Annotated in this window: 14 protein-coding genes; 1 reads left to right on the top strand and 13 read right to left on the bottom strand. The window is 36.7% G+C overall.

What is annotated here, in order from left to right:
• Position 1: 1 nt before the first annotated feature.
• The 8 genes from rlmN to gmk all read right to left on the bottom strand — a co-directional run bounded on the left by rlmN (position 2) and on the right by gmk (position 8755).
• On the bottom strand, positions 2-1096 hold the full coding sequence (rlmN, locus tag G8Y85_RS01920) for a dual-specificity RNA methyltransferase RlmN (protein WP_037564763.1): 1095 nt from the start codon (positions 1094-1096) through the stop codon (positions 2-4).
• Positions 1096-2403, bottom strand: coding sequence for a 16S rRNA (cytosine(967)-C(5))-methyltransferase RsmB (rsmB, locus tag G8Y85_RS01915; RefSeq protein WP_107401112.1), 1308 nt, complete (start codon positions 2401-2403; stop codon positions 1096-1098). Before rsmB ends, rlmN begins: the two co-directional genes overlap by 1 nt.
• Positions 2404-3336 (bottom strand): methionyl-tRNA formyltransferase, encoded by a 933-nt coding sequence (gene fmt / locus G8Y85_RS01910; RefSeq protein WP_060550875.1) that lies wholly within the window; start codon positions 3334-3336, stop codon positions 2404-2406.
• On the bottom strand, positions 3329-3817 hold the full coding sequence (gene def, locus G8Y85_RS01905; protein WP_165805359.1) for a peptide deformylase: 489 nt from the start codon (positions 3815-3817) through the stop codon (positions 3329-3331). Before def ends, fmt begins: the two co-directional genes overlap by 8 nt.
• A 197-nt stretch (positions 3818-4014) precedes the next feature.
• Positions 4015-6426 carry a primosomal protein N' gene (gene priA / locus G8Y85_RS01900; protein ID WP_165805358.1) on the bottom strand — a complete coding sequence of 804 codons (2412 nt, stop codon included), beginning with the start codon at positions 6424-6426 and terminating at the stop codon, positions 4015-4017.
• A complete protein-coding gene (coaBC, locus tag G8Y85_RS01895; RefSeq protein ID WP_165805357.1) occupies positions 6423-7640 on the bottom strand; it encodes a bifunctional phosphopantothenoylcysteine decarboxylase/phosphopantothenate--cysteine ligase CoaBC in 1218 nt (405 codons plus the stop codon). Before coaBC ends, priA begins: the two co-directional genes overlap by 4 nt.
• 282 nt (positions 7641-7922) lie before the next feature.
• Complete coding sequence (gene rpoZ, locus G8Y85_RS01890; protein WP_037564773.1) at positions 7923-8132, bottom strand: DNA-directed RNA polymerase subunit omega; 210 nt, start codon at positions 8130-8132, stop codon at positions 7923-7925.
• Entirely contained in the window at positions 8132-8755 is a 624-nt protein-coding gene (gene gmk, locus G8Y85_RS01885; protein ID WP_037564775.1) for a guanylate kinase, read from the bottom strand. The genes rpoZ and gmk overlap by 1 nt, the downstream gene beginning before the upstream one ends.
• 160 nt (positions 8756-8915) lie before the next feature.
• Between gmk and G8Y85_RS01880 the strand changes: the two genes are divergently transcribed.
• Positions 8916-10628 carry an Rqc2 family fibronectin-binding protein gene (locus tag G8Y85_RS01880; protein WP_107370613.1) on the top strand — a complete coding sequence of 571 codons (1713 nt, stop codon included), beginning with the start codon at positions 8916-8918 and terminating at the stop codon, positions 10626-10628.
• A gap of 353 nt (positions 10629-10981) precedes the next feature.
• Here G8Y85_RS01880 and G8Y85_RS01875 read toward each other — a convergent pair whose 3' ends face one another.
• The 5 genes from G8Y85_RS01875 to G8Y85_RS01855 form a co-directional block, all read right to left on the bottom strand.
• Positions 10982-11395 (bottom strand): VOC family protein, encoded by a 414-nt coding sequence (locus G8Y85_RS01875; RefSeq protein ID WP_037564779.1) that lies wholly within the window; start codon positions 11393-11395, stop codon positions 10982-10984.
• A gap of 547 nt (positions 11396-11942) precedes the next feature.
• Positions 11943-12551 (bottom strand): orotate phosphoribosyltransferase, encoded by a 609-nt coding sequence (gene pyrE, locus G8Y85_RS01870; protein WP_103346135.1) that lies wholly within the window; start codon positions 12549-12551, stop codon positions 11943-11945.
• Complete coding sequence (gene pyrF / locus G8Y85_RS01865) at positions 12551-13243, bottom strand: orotidine-5'-phosphate decarboxylase (protein ID WP_107401107.1); 693 nt, start codon at positions 13241-13243, stop codon at positions 12551-12553. The genes pyrE and pyrF overlap by 1 nt, the downstream gene beginning before the upstream one ends.
• A 4-nt stretch (positions 13244-13247) precedes the next feature.
• The gene (locus G8Y85_RS01860) at positions 13248-14165 is read right to left on the bottom strand and encodes a dihydroorotate dehydrogenase (protein WP_165805356.1); all 918 of its coding nucleotides are present in this window, start codon (positions 14163-14165) and stop codon (positions 13248-13250) included.
• Positions 14162-14926 (bottom strand): dihydroorotate dehydrogenase electron transfer subunit, encoded by a 765-nt coding sequence (locus tag G8Y85_RS01855; protein WP_060550867.1) that lies wholly within the window; start codon positions 14924-14926, stop codon positions 14162-14164. The genes G8Y85_RS01860 and G8Y85_RS01855 overlap by 4 nt, the downstream gene beginning before the upstream one ends.
• Positions 14927-14931: the final 5 nt, after the last annotated feature.

Here is a 14931-nt window from a genome sequence, read left to right as displayed (position 1 = left end):
TCTACCTCGTTTCTGCTTCACGTTCTTTTGCACGTAATTGACCACATGCTGCATCGATATCTGAACCTTGTTCACGTCTTATTGTAGCATTGATTCCTAATCGTTTTAATTCTTTTTCAAATTTAAAAATATCATCTTTAGGTGTTTTTACATAATTTCGTTCTGGCACATGGTTTACTGGAATTAAGTTCACATGGCAATTTAATGGTTTAATCAATGCTGCAAGTTCGCGTGCATGTTCAATTTGATCGTTAACTCCACCGAATAAGCCATATTCGAACGTAATTCGACGGTTCGTCTTTTCTTGATAATATTGTATCGCTTCCATTAATTTGTTGACATCATACGCTCGGTTAATTGGCATCAGTTTAGAACGTATTTCATTATTCGCCGCATGCAAACTTACCGCAAAATTAATTTGTAATGATTCATCTGCAAAATCATAGATTCTAGGAATAATCCCTGAAGTAGAAACTGTAATATGGCGCGCACCAATATTTAAGCCTTCATCGTGATTGACAATCTTAAGAAAGTCCATCATTTCATCGTAATTCTCAAACGGCTCACCAATTCCCATAATAACAATTGATGAAACACGTTCATTTGTTTCATCTAGTGCTTTTTGCACTGTTAAAACTTGAGATACAATTTCCCCAGCTTCCAAATTACGTTTAAGCCCGCCTAACGTAGATGCACAAAATGTACAACCGATTCGACATCCTACTTGTGTAGTCACACACACAGAATTTCCGTAATCATGGCGCATCAATACTGTTTCAATAGTGTAACCATCTTGTAATTGGAACAAAAATTTAATCGTGCCATCTCGACTTTCTTGTTTTACGACTGTTTCTAACGTAGTGATACTAAAGTGGTCAGCAAGTAGTTGGCGTAAATCTTTAGATAAATTCGTCATTTCTTCAAAAGTATTTACACGTTTACCATACAGCCATTCAAAGATTTGTTTAGCGCGAAAACTTTGTTGACCGTGTTCTTGAAGCCACTGTTTCATTTCATCAAACCGTAAAGAATAGATCGATTGTTTTTCGAAATCAGGTAAAAACTTGTTTTTCTTTTTCTTATCAGCAGTGATCATTACGCATGTTCCTTTCTTTTAATTTTAGTAATAAAAAAGCCATCTGTATTAAAATCTTGCGGTAATAATTGTAGTGTTTTAATACGTTCATTCGTTTTTGGATTTTCAAAAACTTCAAATTCAAATTCTGGATGTGCCTTTAAAAAAGAATAAATTACATTCTCATTTTCCATCTGTTCTATGGTACATGTGGAATAAACCAATGTGCCACCTACTTTGAGGTGTTGCGATACATTTTCTAATATTTGAAGTTGTAAATCAACTAGTGATGTCACATCTTGTTCTGTAATCATATATTTAATCTCAGGCTTGTGGCGCAACACGCCTAGACCACTACAAGGTGCGTCTACAATGATTTTGTCATATTGTTTTGTATAAGGTTCTGTTGCATCGTGAACATACGTCGAGATGTTATTTAACTTCAGTTTATTGATATTATGTTGAATTAACTCAATTTTATGCGGATGTATATCTGTCGCTTCTACATGTCCAGTTCCATTCAACATTTCTGCAGTATGACATGCTTTACCACCTGGTGCACTACAACAATCTAAAATAAGATCGCCATGTTGTGGCGCTAAAATCGCACTTACAAACATTGAACTTTTATCTTGAATACTCATTTTACCATCTTTAAAAAGCTGCGCATGTATGACTGACCCATTGGAAACATGTAAACACTCATTTAACTCCGTATCTTGTTCGATATGAAATCCTTCTCTTTCAAGTGCTTTCATAGCATCGTTAACGGTAATCAATGTTTGGTTAACTCGCACAGTTTGCGCAACTGGTTTTAACATTTCTTGCGCAATGGCTTCTGTAGTATCTATGCCATAATGTGTTTTCCAATGTTTAATGATCCAAACCGGTATACTATACATAATTGATAAGCGCTCTATGTCATTCTTAATGGTGCTTAATTGGGGCAGTGATTCAGTTGTCAAACGTCTTAAAATCGCATTAACCGTGTTACCTGTTTGTTGGCCTCCACGCTTTTTAGCTATCGAAACCGCCTCGTTAATGATGGCATGCGTAGGTATTTTATCCATATAGACAAATTGATAGATACTCATCCATAGCAATCGTCTTACCCATCCCTTAATCTTCGTTTTCAAAAATGGCTTTAAAAAGTAATCCAATGTTAATTTACGTTGAATGGTTCCGTAAACGAGTGCTGTATAAAGACCGCGATCACTCGGATTTAACTGCACTTGGTTTAAGACTTCATTGATTTTTAAATTACTATATGCGCCTTCTTTAAAAACCGCTTCAATTGTATCAAGACTTAATGCACGTACTGAAGTCATTTATCCTAGTTCCTTTCCGACCAATTCATCTTGGTAACCACTTAAAAAATTAGCAGTAGGCATGCGTTTTTTACCAGCTAATTGGATCTCTGTTAACGCAATACTATCATCAGACCCGGTACCTACAACAATCGCTTTTTTTGTTGTCTGCAAAATTTTACCCGGTTGTCCTGAAACATTTGGCACGAGTTCTGCTGTATACAGTTTCATTGTTTTCCCCTCTAAAGATGTTGACGCTACAGGCCATGGGGATAATCCTCGGATATGATTGAAAATTTGACGTGCCTCTTGTTGCCAATCAATCCATTCATCTTCACGTTGGATGTTTGATGCAAATGAAACTTTTGATGCTTCTTGAGGTACGCTTGAGTTGGTACCATTTAAAATGCTCGGTAATGTTTCTTGTAAAAGTGTTGTACCTAATGCGCTTAATTTATCATGCATTGTGCCCACATTATCTTCATCTTCGATAGGTATTGCACGCTGTGAAATAATATTCCCGGCATCAAGTTGTTGTACCATATACATAATTGTGACACCTGTTTCTTTTTCACCATCTATGATTGCTTGATGAATAGGCGCCCCACCACGGTACTTAGGTAATAATGAAGCATGCACATTTACAGCACCATATTTAGGGTGTGTTAATAATTCTTTAGGTAATAATTGACCAAACGCAGCTGTCACAATTAAGTCACATTCCATATTTAATAACGTCTCAAGTTCTTCAGAGTGTGCAAGTTTTTCAGGTTGTAATACAAGCAAATCATGTGCCGCCGCAACTTTCTTAACTGGAGGTGGTGTTAAAATACGTTTTCGACCCACTGGGCGATCAGGTTGTGTCACCACTGCTATAACGTCATGCGTTTCAATTAACATTTCTAAAATTGATGTTGAAAAATCAGGTGTACCCATAAAAATAATTTTACTCATTGTCGTAGTAGGCCTCCAATTCTTTTTCGGTAATTTCTCTATCCATAATATCAGTAAATAATACGCCATTAAGATTATCTATTTCATGTAAAATCATGCGTGCAATATCATCATACGCCGTTAACTCAACTTCTCTTCCATAAATATCTTTACTTTTTACTGTAATCATTTGACTTCGCGTCACTTCTCCAAAACGATTTGGCACACTTAAACATCCTTCTAGTTCAGTAGTTGTCGTATCCGATGCGCGCACTATTTCAGGGTTAATTAATTGTAGTAGTCCGTCTTGTTCCATATCTACCATCGCAATTTGAAGTGGTATACCTATTTGTGGTGCGCTCAACGCTTGGCCACCTGCTGCATACATCGTATCTTCAATATCTTGAATAATTTGAGTCAAACTTTGATCAAATATCGTCACAGGCGCTGCCTTTTTTCGAATTAAGGGATGTGTGTCCGTTAATATTTTTTTAATTGCCATGTCCAAATCTCCTATTAAAATTCATCATTATATTATAGCTTAAATTTTATAAAATTGCGATGACGTACATGCGATATGCACATAACGATTGTATTACAATGTTGAATCACTTTTAATAAATGCGAAACTATCATAAAAAAAGTGAAACAGAAATCGGATAGATTTCAATGTTTCACTTTTAAAAGTTTCACACTTATTTACATCATTATAAAAGGATTGATATCGATTTTTAAAGACAATTTCTCTTTTACAAATTGTTCATGATAAAAATCATCTAAATAGGTTAACGCATGTATGAGTGACGGTTCACTTTTATATTTCACTAACACTTGGAAACGATGTTCATTATTTATTCTCGGAATTGCTGCTGCTGAAGGCCCTAGGATGAGGGATTTATCAGATAAATGTTGAATTAATATTTGATGAATATGTGTGGCAGCTTCTAACACTTTTTTCATATTTTGATGTGTAATCGTAAAATTGATTAAATAATAATACGGTGGGTATTGACCCAATTGACGATACTTCATTTCCTTTTGATAAAAATTCAGATAATCACCGATTTTGACATCTTGAATTGCATAATGTTCAGGATTATACGTTTGAATAATGACTTCGCCAGTTTTTTCATGTCTACCTGCACGCCCTGCCACTTGTGTTAACAATTGAAATGTGCGTTCACTAGCTCGAAAATCAGGTAAATTAAGTAGCGTGTCTGCATTTAAAACACCTACTAAAGTGATATTAGGAAAATCTAAACCCTTCGCTATCATTTGTGTTCCTAGTAAAATATCACCTTTACCTTCACCAAATTGCTTCAGTAATTTTTCATGACTCCCTTTTTGTGTTGTTGTATCTACATCCATTCGGATAATACGCGCCTCAGGATACATTTCATTTAAATATTCTTCAACTTTTTGGGTTCCCGTCCCCATTTGTCGAATGTGTTCACTTTCGCAACTAGGACATTGAAACGGCGCTTGTGTTTGATACCCACAATAATGACATTTTAGTTGATCGGATGATTTATGATAGGTTAGTGAAATATCACAATTTGGACATTGTGGTACATGACCGCAATCACGACACAACATAAAAGATGCATATCCTCGGCGGTTTAAAAACAGTACTACTTGCTCATTGTTATCGAGTCTCATTTGAATCGCTGTTTTCAACTTATCTGAAAACATTGAGCGATTTCCATTCGCAAGTTCCTCGCGCATATCACATATATCGATATTTGGTAAAGGCTGTTGATTGACTCGAGATGGCATGGACAATAGCTGGTATACGCCTTTTTCAGCACGCGCATAACTTTCAAGACTTGGGGTAGCACTGCCTAGAACGAGCGGACATTGATGATATTTGGCACGCCAAACTGCAATATCGCGCGCATGGTATCGCGGGTAATCTTCTTGTTTATACGTTGCTTCATGCTCTTCGTCTATAATAATCATTCCTAAGTTTTTAAAGGGCGCAAATACACTAGAGCGCGCGCCAACACTAACACGTGCGCGACCATCTCTAATTTTTCGCCATTCATCGTATCGCTCACCTTTAGACAATCCGGAATGAAGGACTGCCACTTCATCTCCAAATCGACGTTTAAAGCGGTTCACCATTTGAGGTGTTAATGCAATCTCTGGCACCAACATCATTGCAGTTTTACCGTCTGTTAACACTTTTTCAATGATTTGAAGGTATATTTCAGTTTTCCCGGAACCTGTAACACCATGCAGTAAAAACGTTTCAGACGTCTGACTTTCTGTGGCACGCTTTAGTTGGTCAAATGTGGTTTGTTGTTCAGCAGTCAATACACGCTTTGATTCAGCTTCAAACACGCGTCCTTTATATGGATCACGTTCTATCGTTGCATCATATTTTTCAATGACACCATGTTTTACTAAAGTATTAATAGATGAATTCGAAAAGCCAATCTCCAACAATTCTTGTAAATAGACATCTCTGTGACTTTCATCTAGTAAAAAAGCCAATAGTTCATATTGTTTAGGTTGTTTATTTAACGTCTCTAATCGTGCTTCAGCACGTGCAATATCACAAACTTTGACTGCTTTTTGTGTTTTTTTGGCAGTTGCTTGCTGCAATATTGTTTCTTCATAAATATGTCCATTCTCCAAATACGGTCGCAATGTTTGAATCATTTGATCTGCTTGTGCTTGGCGATAGGTGTATTGACCATTGCGGTCAAAATATTTAGAAATGCTTTCAGGAAGTTCTGTACCTTCATTGATTTGAAATACTTTTTGATACTTCGCTTTAATAGCACTTGGTAACATTGTTTCTAAAATAGATATACGTTTGCATATAAAATAACGACTAAACCATTGACTTAGATGCACTAATTCTTCAGTGAGTTCAGGCTGAATATCTTTTACTTCAAGAATAGCTTTTACTTTAGATAAATCATACTCCGCTTCATCATCAGGAATGCACGCCATGACATAGCCTTGAATTTTACGTGGTCCAAATGGAACGACGACTCTTACCCCAGGTTGCACTACAGACAGTAAATCATGAGGTATCCGATAATCAAACGTGCGATCTACACGCTTAGCGTCAACATCTACAATGACTTGAGCAATCGTCATTGCCACTCACCTTCTAAAGTATCTAAAATTTGGCGTGCAATATCGATTTTAGCCCCTTTTGAAATAGGTACAGCATGGCCGTCTTTAAAATACATTGTAACTTCATTCTCATCTGAATTAAAACCGATGGACGTGTCGCCGACATTATTAGCGATGATGACATCGGCATGTTTGCGTTTCAATTTATCTTGTGCATATTGAGCGACATTTTCTGTTTCAGCTGCAAACCCTACAAGCTTTTGATGGTTTTTTTCTTCACCTAAAAATTTTAAAATATCCACAGTTCGTTTAAATTCAACGTTTACATTACCATCTTGTTTTTTCATTTTATGTTCTAAAGGTTGGCATGGCGTGTAATCAGAAACAGCTGCCGTTTTGAAAATAATATCTTGCGTTTTATAATGCGCTAAAACGGCATCAAACATATTTTGAGCACTTTGAACAGGGATGAATTTAACACCTTGAGGTGGCTCAATAGATGTTGGTCCTGAAATTAATGTCACGTGTGCGCCACGTGCCACTAGTGCTTCAGCGATTGCGTAACCCATCTTTCCAGAGGCACGATTCGAAACGAAACGCACTGGGTCAATAACTTCCACAGTAGGTCCTGCAGTAATTAAAACATGTTGATTGGTAAAGTAAGATACCGTGTCATTGATCGGTTCAGATGGCATAGGTTCAAAATGGGGAGTCTGTTGAATCATTTCCACAATATCAATAGGTTCTGCCATTCGACCTTTAGCCACATAGCCACACGCTAAAAACCCTTCACCAGGCTCAATAAAATGGTAACCATCTTCTGATAAAATTTTCATATTATGTTGGATACGTGGATTTTGATACATATTGACATTCATTGCTGGCGCAATCCATTTCGGTGTGGTAGTAGCAAGTAACGTCGATGTGACAATATCATCTGCCAAACCATGTGCAAGTTTAGAAATCGTATTCGCCGTTGCAGGCGCAACAACAATTAAATCTGCCCAATCACCTAATGCGATATGTTGAATCTCTTCTGGATTTTCTTCAATGAACGTATTCGTATAGACAGGTTGTCGACTAATCACTTGAAACGATAAAGGGGTCACAAATTCTTGTGCATGTGCAGTCATCATGACACGAACAACATAGCCCGCTTGTGTTAATTTACTTGTTAAATCAATAGCCTTATACGCAGCAATACCACCTGTAACTGCGAGTAATATATTTTTCATTTCTTCCACTCCCGTAAAAACACTTGATTTGATTATAATATAGGTTACTAATGATTTCACTTGTTTGTCATTCACAACACATTCTAATCATGGTTGTAGCGCATTTACACACTCATCTACGCATGATGTTGCCATACATGATGCATATCATTACTTTATCACGTGCTTTTTTGGATTTTAAAAAACCTTCAAAGTTCATATTCCATGAATTTTGAAGGTTATCCGTAAAGGTGAAATCATATATTTCAACTTCAGTTGCTAGATACATAGCAATCGAGTAGCTTAGAAGTTTTTAGGGTCAACATATGGATGTACTTTATTAGCAGCGATTTCTTCTAAAGCACGTCCAACTGTTTTTTTGCTCGTATAGTCATTTAATAATAAATGTTCTGGATCCGCTTGAATTTCACGTGCACGCTTTGCAGCTGTCGTTGCAATTAAATATTTAGAGCTAATCTTATCTTGTAATTGATGAATAGGTGGATATAACATTATTTTTTGGCCTCCAATAACATTTTTCGATATTTTGCTTCGATACGTTCCCGTTTTAAGTGTTCCGCTTCTACAATAGCTTGAATTCGGTCTTTCGCAAGGTCAACCTCATCATTCACTACGACATAATCATAAAGATTCATCATTTCAACTTCTTTACGTGCCTCATTGACGCGACTTTGAATTTTTTCTTCTGATTCCGTTCCACGTCCAACTAATCGTTCTCTTAAATGGTCAAGACTTGGCGGTGCTAAGAAGATAAATAAAGCATCCGGAAACTTTTTGCGCACTTGTTTTGCCCCTTCAACTTCAATTTCTAAAAAGACATCATGACCGGCATTCATCGTATCTCTTACATATTGAACTGGCGTTCCGTAGTAGTTCCCTACATATTCAGCATATTCGATAAATGCATCGTCTTCTATTAATTTTTCAAACTCATCCCTTGTTTTGAAAAAATAATCCACGCCATCTACTTCACCTACACGCATCTCACGTGTTGTCATTGAAATTGAATATTTATAAGATGTCGTTGGATCATCAAAAATCCGCTTTCGAACTGTGCCCTTTCCTACACCAGAAGGGCCTGAGAGTACTATAAGTAAGCCTTTTTCAGTATCCATTCCTTACGACCTTTCCTTCGCTATTCTATAGTTATTAACATATCTTACCATAATTATAATTCTATTGTATAGAGCTTACCTACAGAAATGTTTAATCTGCATTACACGCATGTGCATGTTATAATGAATCAATGAATTTTAGTAAAGGTGGCACATAATTATGGCATTTGATGGACTTTTTACACGTAAAATGGTTGAATCTCTTCAATTTTTAGTCTCTGGACGTATTCATAAAATTAACCAACCCGAAAATGACACGATTATTATGGTCGTACGACAACATCGTCAAAACCATCAATTGTTGTTATCCATTCACCCTAATTTTGCACGTATACATTTAACGGAAAAGAAATATAATAATCCTTTTGAACCACCGATGTTTGCGCGTGTTTTCCGTAAACATCTTGAAGGTGGCATTATTCAATCCATCCGCCAAATTGGCAATGATAGACGCATAGAAATCGATATTATGAGTAAAGATGAAATAGGCGATACCATTTATCGCACAGTCATTTTGGAAATAATGGGAAAACATAGTAACCTCATCCTCGTGAACGAAGAACGAAAAATTATTGAAGGGTTTAAACATTTAACACCCAATACAAATCAATATCGTACTGTAATGCCTGGATTCGCTTATGAAGCACCACCATCACAAAATAAACAGAATCCGTTTACGTTTAAAGGTGAAGAAGTATTACGTTTTATCGATTTCAATGCTGGGAAAATTGACCGTCAGCTTTTACACACTTTCGAAGGATTTTCTCCGTTAATTACGAAAGAAATTACAAGTCGCAGGCAGTTTATGACACCTCAAACATTGCCCGTAGCATTTGATGAAGTACTTAAAGACATCGATCACACTCTTACACCTGTATTTCATAAAAACCATGAAACTGGTAAAGAAGACTTTTATTTTATGACATTAACGCAGTTTTATGATGACCAAGTCGTCTTTGATTCTTTACACGAATTGTTAGATCGATTTTATGATGCTCGAGGTGAACGCGAACGTGTCAAACAACGTGCGAATGACTTAGTCAAACTCGTTCACCAACTGTTACAGAAAAATTCAAATAAACTCAGTAAGCTCGTTGACGAATTAGAAGGAACATTAAATAAAGATGAACAACAACTTTATGGTGAATTGATTACAGCGAATATTTATCAATTAAAACCGGGCGATACGTCTCTAACGACGATTAATTATTATACCGGTGAAGAAGTTACCATTTCACTAAATCCAATGAAATCTCCAGCTGAAAATGCACAGTTTTATTACAAACAATACAATCGCCTTAAAACACGTGAGCGCGAATTAAAACACCAAATTGATCTTACAAAATCAAACATTGCTTATTTTGAAAACATTGAACAACAACTTGCGCATATTACTGTGGATGAAATTGATGATATTCGTGAAGAATTAGCTGAACAAGGGTTTGTAAAGCAACGCAAACAAAAGAAAACTAAAAAAAGCAAACAAATAACCTTACAAACATATATTTCATCTGATGGTGACACGATACAGGTTGGGAAAAATAATAAACAAAATGACTATCTAACAAATAAATTAGCGAAAAAGTCTCATCTTTGGTTTCATACAAAAGACATTCCAGGTAGTCATGTCGTTATACTGGCAGATGAGCCCTCAAATCAAACCATCGAAGAAGCAGCAATGATTGCAGCTTATTTCTCTAAAGCTGGGCAATCTGGGCAAATTCCAGTGGATTATACTGAAATTCGTCACGTCCATAAGCCAAGTGGTGCTAAACCTGGGTTTGTCACGTATGATAATCAAAAAACATTATTTGCAACGCCCGACTTTGATAAAATTACAGCTTTGAAAAAACACGAGAATCATAAAAATTAATACATGATTAAAAGGGCTGCGCATATCAGACCTGTTAATTAAAAATAAGCTAACAAAATTCATTTATACATGAACTTTGTTAGCTATTATTTATATAAATCGATTTTGTCTTAGTGATGGACACTATGATGCATTGTGATTGATCCTTTAGCCGAGACTTCTGAGGCATTGAGCCGCAACCGAAAATCCATTTTGAGGTAAGGCGCCTAGAAAAGCGAGGCGTTAGGGACAATCATAGGTTTAATGATCTATGTCCCAAACCTATTATATGATGAAATTAATTGATTTAATTATTCTATAATGTGACCACCACAGCTAGGTGGTTCTTTAGAGACGTGTTAGAATTTTAAATTTTATTTCTTTGATTCAGGTAATGCGAGTTGGAAATTGACGCCAAATTTATCTTGAATCCAGGCAAATTCACGGTATTGAGGTTGCATTTCCGTTTTTGGCATCAATATTGCACCGCCATCTTTCAAACCATTGTAAAGTACATCCATTTGATATTGATCTTTAACAGTAACAAACAATGACATCGCCGGATTCATTTCAATATCTGTTCCATTCATATTATCTATAGCCATAAAGACTTGACCATTAAGTTTAAAAATCGTGTGTTGCACTTTACCAGCGTAATCAGGTGTGGTTTCATCATATTTCACCATCGTGATAATTTCACTATCGTCAAACAAAGACGTATACAAATGTACTGCTTCTTCAGCATCACCATTAAACATTAAAAACGTCGTAATTTTAGGTATTTTCATTACGTAAGTCCTCCTTGATGTGGTTGAGACTTATGTCACATGCCACCAAATTATAATATGAGTAGACGCACAATGTGAAACGAGGCACCGTGCGCCCATATCCAGATTCTTTTTAACTTTCACTTATGTATATAACCCGTTACAATGGAATTAAATCATGAATGGAGGAAAATCAAGATGATAAGTATAAATTTAGTGATACCTATTCTTGTCCTTTTAGTTATTATGCTTATAGGTTATGCTTTTGCACGTTGGTTCTTAAGATAAAGTTTATGGGTAAAAGCGATGCGTAAAATTGACTTATATGCACTATAACCTAAAAATGCACATCAAAGGTATGTCATTGATGTGCACCTGTATACGGTAGGATAAAATATTTTTCAATAGAAAGGGTGACGTCCTTTCGTCACCCTTATGTTTATACGATGATTACCCCTTCAAATGCTACTTAAGGATGAATTTGAAAGGGGTTTGCTTATTACTTAAGAAATGCTCCCGCGATTTTTAATAGATGATGTGAAGCATCCATAATCTAGTTATTTCCTCATTACAACGTGTTACGCCACTGAATTAAACCCTCTACATCTTGTTTAGAAATCTTGCCACGCTCAACTGCTACGTCTACAAGTTCATCAAAATGACTTAAAGTGTAGAAAGGAACTTGTGCTTGTTTAAATTGTTCATCCGCTTTACGTAAGCCATAGGTAAATATAGCAACGACGCCTAAAACGTCGGCCCCCGCTTCACGTAATGCTTCTACTGCAGTAATGGATGAGCCACCTGTCGAAATCAAATCTTCTATCACAACTACTTTTTTACCTTCACTTAATGCGCCTTCAATTTGATTTTGTTTTCCATGACTTTTACTCTTTGATCGTACGTAGCTCATTGGTAAATTCATTTTATCTGAAATAAATGCTGCATGTGGGATACCAGCTGTAGCTGTACCAGAAATGATATCTACTTTTTCAAAATGGTTTTGAATTAACTCGATTAAGCCATCTCGAATCGCTTCACGTACATTTGGATAACCTAACGTGACACGGTTATCACAATAAATTGGTGATTGAATTCCAGAACTCCATGTAAACATGTCATTAGGTGATAAGGAAACTGCTTCTATATCAAGTAATGCTTGTGCAATGTGTTTCGCCATTAGTTTAACCAACTTTCTTTAATTTGATGATATGCTTTGACAGGATCTGTGCTTTTTGTGATTGGACGTCCGACAACGATATGTGTAGCACCAAGGTGTTTAGCTTCTTCAGGTGTCGTCACACGTTTTTGATCGTTCATATCACTATGTTTCGGACGTATACCAGGTGTGACTTTTAAGAAATTGTCACCACAGTGCGCTTTAATCAACGCCGTTTCAAGTGGAGAGCACACGACGCCATCTAAACCTGAACGTTGCGCCAGTTTAGCATAGTTAAGCACTGCTTCTTCCATCGTTGTATGAATATTTTGTTCATGATGCAACATCTCTTCAGTTGTAGAAGTTAGTTGTGTGACTGCAATGATTTTAATGTTAGGATTATGCGTTTTTAATCCTTCTACTGCACGTGTCATCATTTCAGTGCCTCCAGCAGCATGCACATTGACAAGGTCTACCTCTAATTTCGCAAGCCCTGCCATCGCTTTGCCAACTGTATTTGGAATATCATGGAGTTTTAAATCTAAAAAAATATCATGTCCTAATTGCTTAATATCTTTAATCAATGAAGGTCCTGTTTGATAAAACAATTCCATTCCAACTTTGACAAACAGTGGCTCATTAAATTGTTTTAAAAATTGAATGACTTCTGTATGTGATGCAAAATCAAGTGCAATAATTGGAGTATTCTTCATTATTTTACAACCCTTTCTGCGTACGTCCTTTCAGTTCATGAATATGATGCACACCAAGGTCATCTAATAAATTTGGTAAGGCATCTATAATTTCTTTACAAACACATGGATTTTGGAAGTTAGCTGTTCCTACAGCAATGGCATCCGCACCGACTGAAATATAGTCAATCACGTCTTGCGCATTTTGAATGCCACCCATCGCTATAATAGGAATCGTTGGCATAGCTTTACGAACCTCATACACCATACGTAAGGCAACAGGCTTAATTGCTGGACCACTCAAGCCACCAATAACATTACTAATAATCGGACGCCCTGTTTTATGATCAATGCGTAAGCCTACGAGCGTGTTAATCATTGTTAAGCCGTCTGCATATTGACCAATCGCTTTTGCCATATCTACAATATTCGTCACATTAGGAGATAATTTAACATACACGGGCACTTCTGACACCGCTTTTACTTTTCGAGTTAATGAAGCAGCTACTTCAGGATCAACGCCAAACTGCATACCGCCTTCTTTAACATTTGGACACGAAATATTTAATTCAAGTGCTTTGACATTCGGTGCTTTAGAAATATGACTTGCTACATATACATAATCTTCTTCAGTAGAACCCGCGACATTTGCGATAATTGGTACATCATACGCTTCTAATGCTTTTAATTCATGCTCTAAAATATGGTGTACACCTGGATTTTGTAGCCCTATTGCATTAATCATTCCACTATCTGTTTCAGCAACACGTGGCGTTTCATTGCCAAAGCGTGCTTCTTTCGTAGCCGCTTTAATCATAATGGCACCGAGATCTGATAGAGAATAAAACTGACTGTACTCTGCGCCAAATGCGAAACATCCACTTGCTGGCATGACAGGATTTTTTAAAGTTACTCCAGGTATCTCAACTGTTAATCGGCTCATAAAACTACCGCTCCTTTTTCAAAAACTGGCCCGTCCGTACACACTTTTACATAGTCAGTGGCGCTATCGGGCACGTGGCATACACAAGCAAAACATGCACCGATGCCACATCCCATGCGTTCTTCTAGAGAAATATATCCTGGAACATCTTTAAGAGTGTACAACTCCGTTAAAGCCTTTAACATCGGTTTAGGGCCACACGTGTAGTAAATATCATAATCAACTGGTAACGTATCAATCACATTGGTAACAAAACCCTTTTTACCTAAGCTACCATCTTCAGTAACGATATGCGTTTCACCGAGTGCTTCAAATTGTGATTGGTAAAACACATCTTTTTTTGAGCGAAATCCTAATACATGAACCGTTTCAATTCCCTTCAGATTGAGTTGTTTTGAAAGCTCATATAACGGGGGCACCCCGATACCGCCCCCTACTAGTAAAGCTTTCTTTTTTGCTTTTTCAACTGGAAAACCATTTCCTAACGGCGCAATGATATCGATAGGATCGCCGGCCTTTAATGCCGCAATTTTTTGCGTCCCTTCCCCTTCAGCTCTAAACAACATCGTAAACGTGTTTTTTTGGCTGTCAATGTTACAAATGGAAATAGGTCTTCTCAACATGTGTAGTGATCCTTGACCTGTTTTAATATGCACAAATTGACCAGGTTGTTTTAATTTAGAAACACTTGGACCACTCACTTTTAATTCATAAATGCGATCTGCAATTGCTTCATTAGAAAGTACTGTTAATTTATCCACTACAA

This window comes from Staphylococcus sp. 11007852, assembly GCF_011394325.1.
Taxonomy (GTDB): domain Bacteria; phylum Bacillota; class Bacilli; order Staphylococcales; family Staphylococcaceae; genus Staphylococcus; species Staphylococcus agnetis.
This window is presented reverse-complemented; position numbering and strand designations above follow the sequence as displayed.

Excerpts from the sequence above, each read along its gene's own strand:
- rlmN (WP_037564763.1), bottom strand. The coding sequence starts at position 1,096 with ATGATCACTGCTGATAAGAAAAAGAAAAACAAGTTTTTACCTGATTTC.
- rsmB (WP_107401112.1), bottom strand. The coding sequence starts at position 2,403 with ATGACTTCAGTACGTGCATTAAGTCTTGATACAATTGAAGCGGTTTTT.
- fmt (WP_060550875.1), bottom strand. The coding sequence starts at position 3,336 with ATGAGTAAAATTATTTTTATGGGTACACCTGATTTTTCAACATCAATT.
- def (WP_165805359.1), bottom strand. The coding sequence starts at position 3,817 with ATGGCAATTAAAAAAATATTAACGGACACACATCCCTTAATTCGAAAA.
- priA (WP_165805358.1), bottom strand. The coding sequence starts at position 6,426 with ATGACGATTGCTCAAGTCATTGTAGATGTTGACGCTAAGCGTGTAGAT.
- coaBC (WP_165805357.1), bottom strand. The coding sequence starts at position 7,640 with ATGAAAAATATATTACTCGCAGTTACAGGTGGTATTGCTGCGTATAAG.
- rpoZ (WP_037564773.1), bottom strand. The coding sequence starts at position 8,132 with ATGTTATATCCACCTATTCATCAATTACAAGATAAGATTAGCTCTAAA.
- gmk (WP_037564775.1), bottom strand. The coding sequence starts at position 8,755 with ATGGATACTGAAAAAGGCTTACTTATAGTACTCTCAGGCCCTTCTGGT.
- G8Y85_RS01880 (WP_107370613.1), top strand. The coding sequence starts at position 8,916 with ATGGCATTTGATGGACTTTTTACACGTAAAATGGTTGAATCTCTTCAA.
- G8Y85_RS01875 (WP_037564779.1), bottom strand. The coding sequence starts at position 11,395 with ATGAAAATACCTAAAATTACGACGTTTTTAATGTTTAATGGTGATGCT.
- pyrE (WP_103346135.1), bottom strand. The coding sequence starts at position 12,551 with ATGGCGAAACACATTGCACAAGCATTACTTGATATAGAAGCAGTTTCC.
- pyrF (WP_107401107.1), bottom strand. The coding sequence starts at position 13,243 with ATGAAGAATACTCCAATTATTGCACTTGATTTTGCATCACATACAGAA.
- G8Y85_RS01860 (WP_165805356.1), bottom strand. The coding sequence starts at position 14,165 with ATGAGCCGATTAACAGTTGAGATACCTGGAGTAACTTTAAAAAATCCT.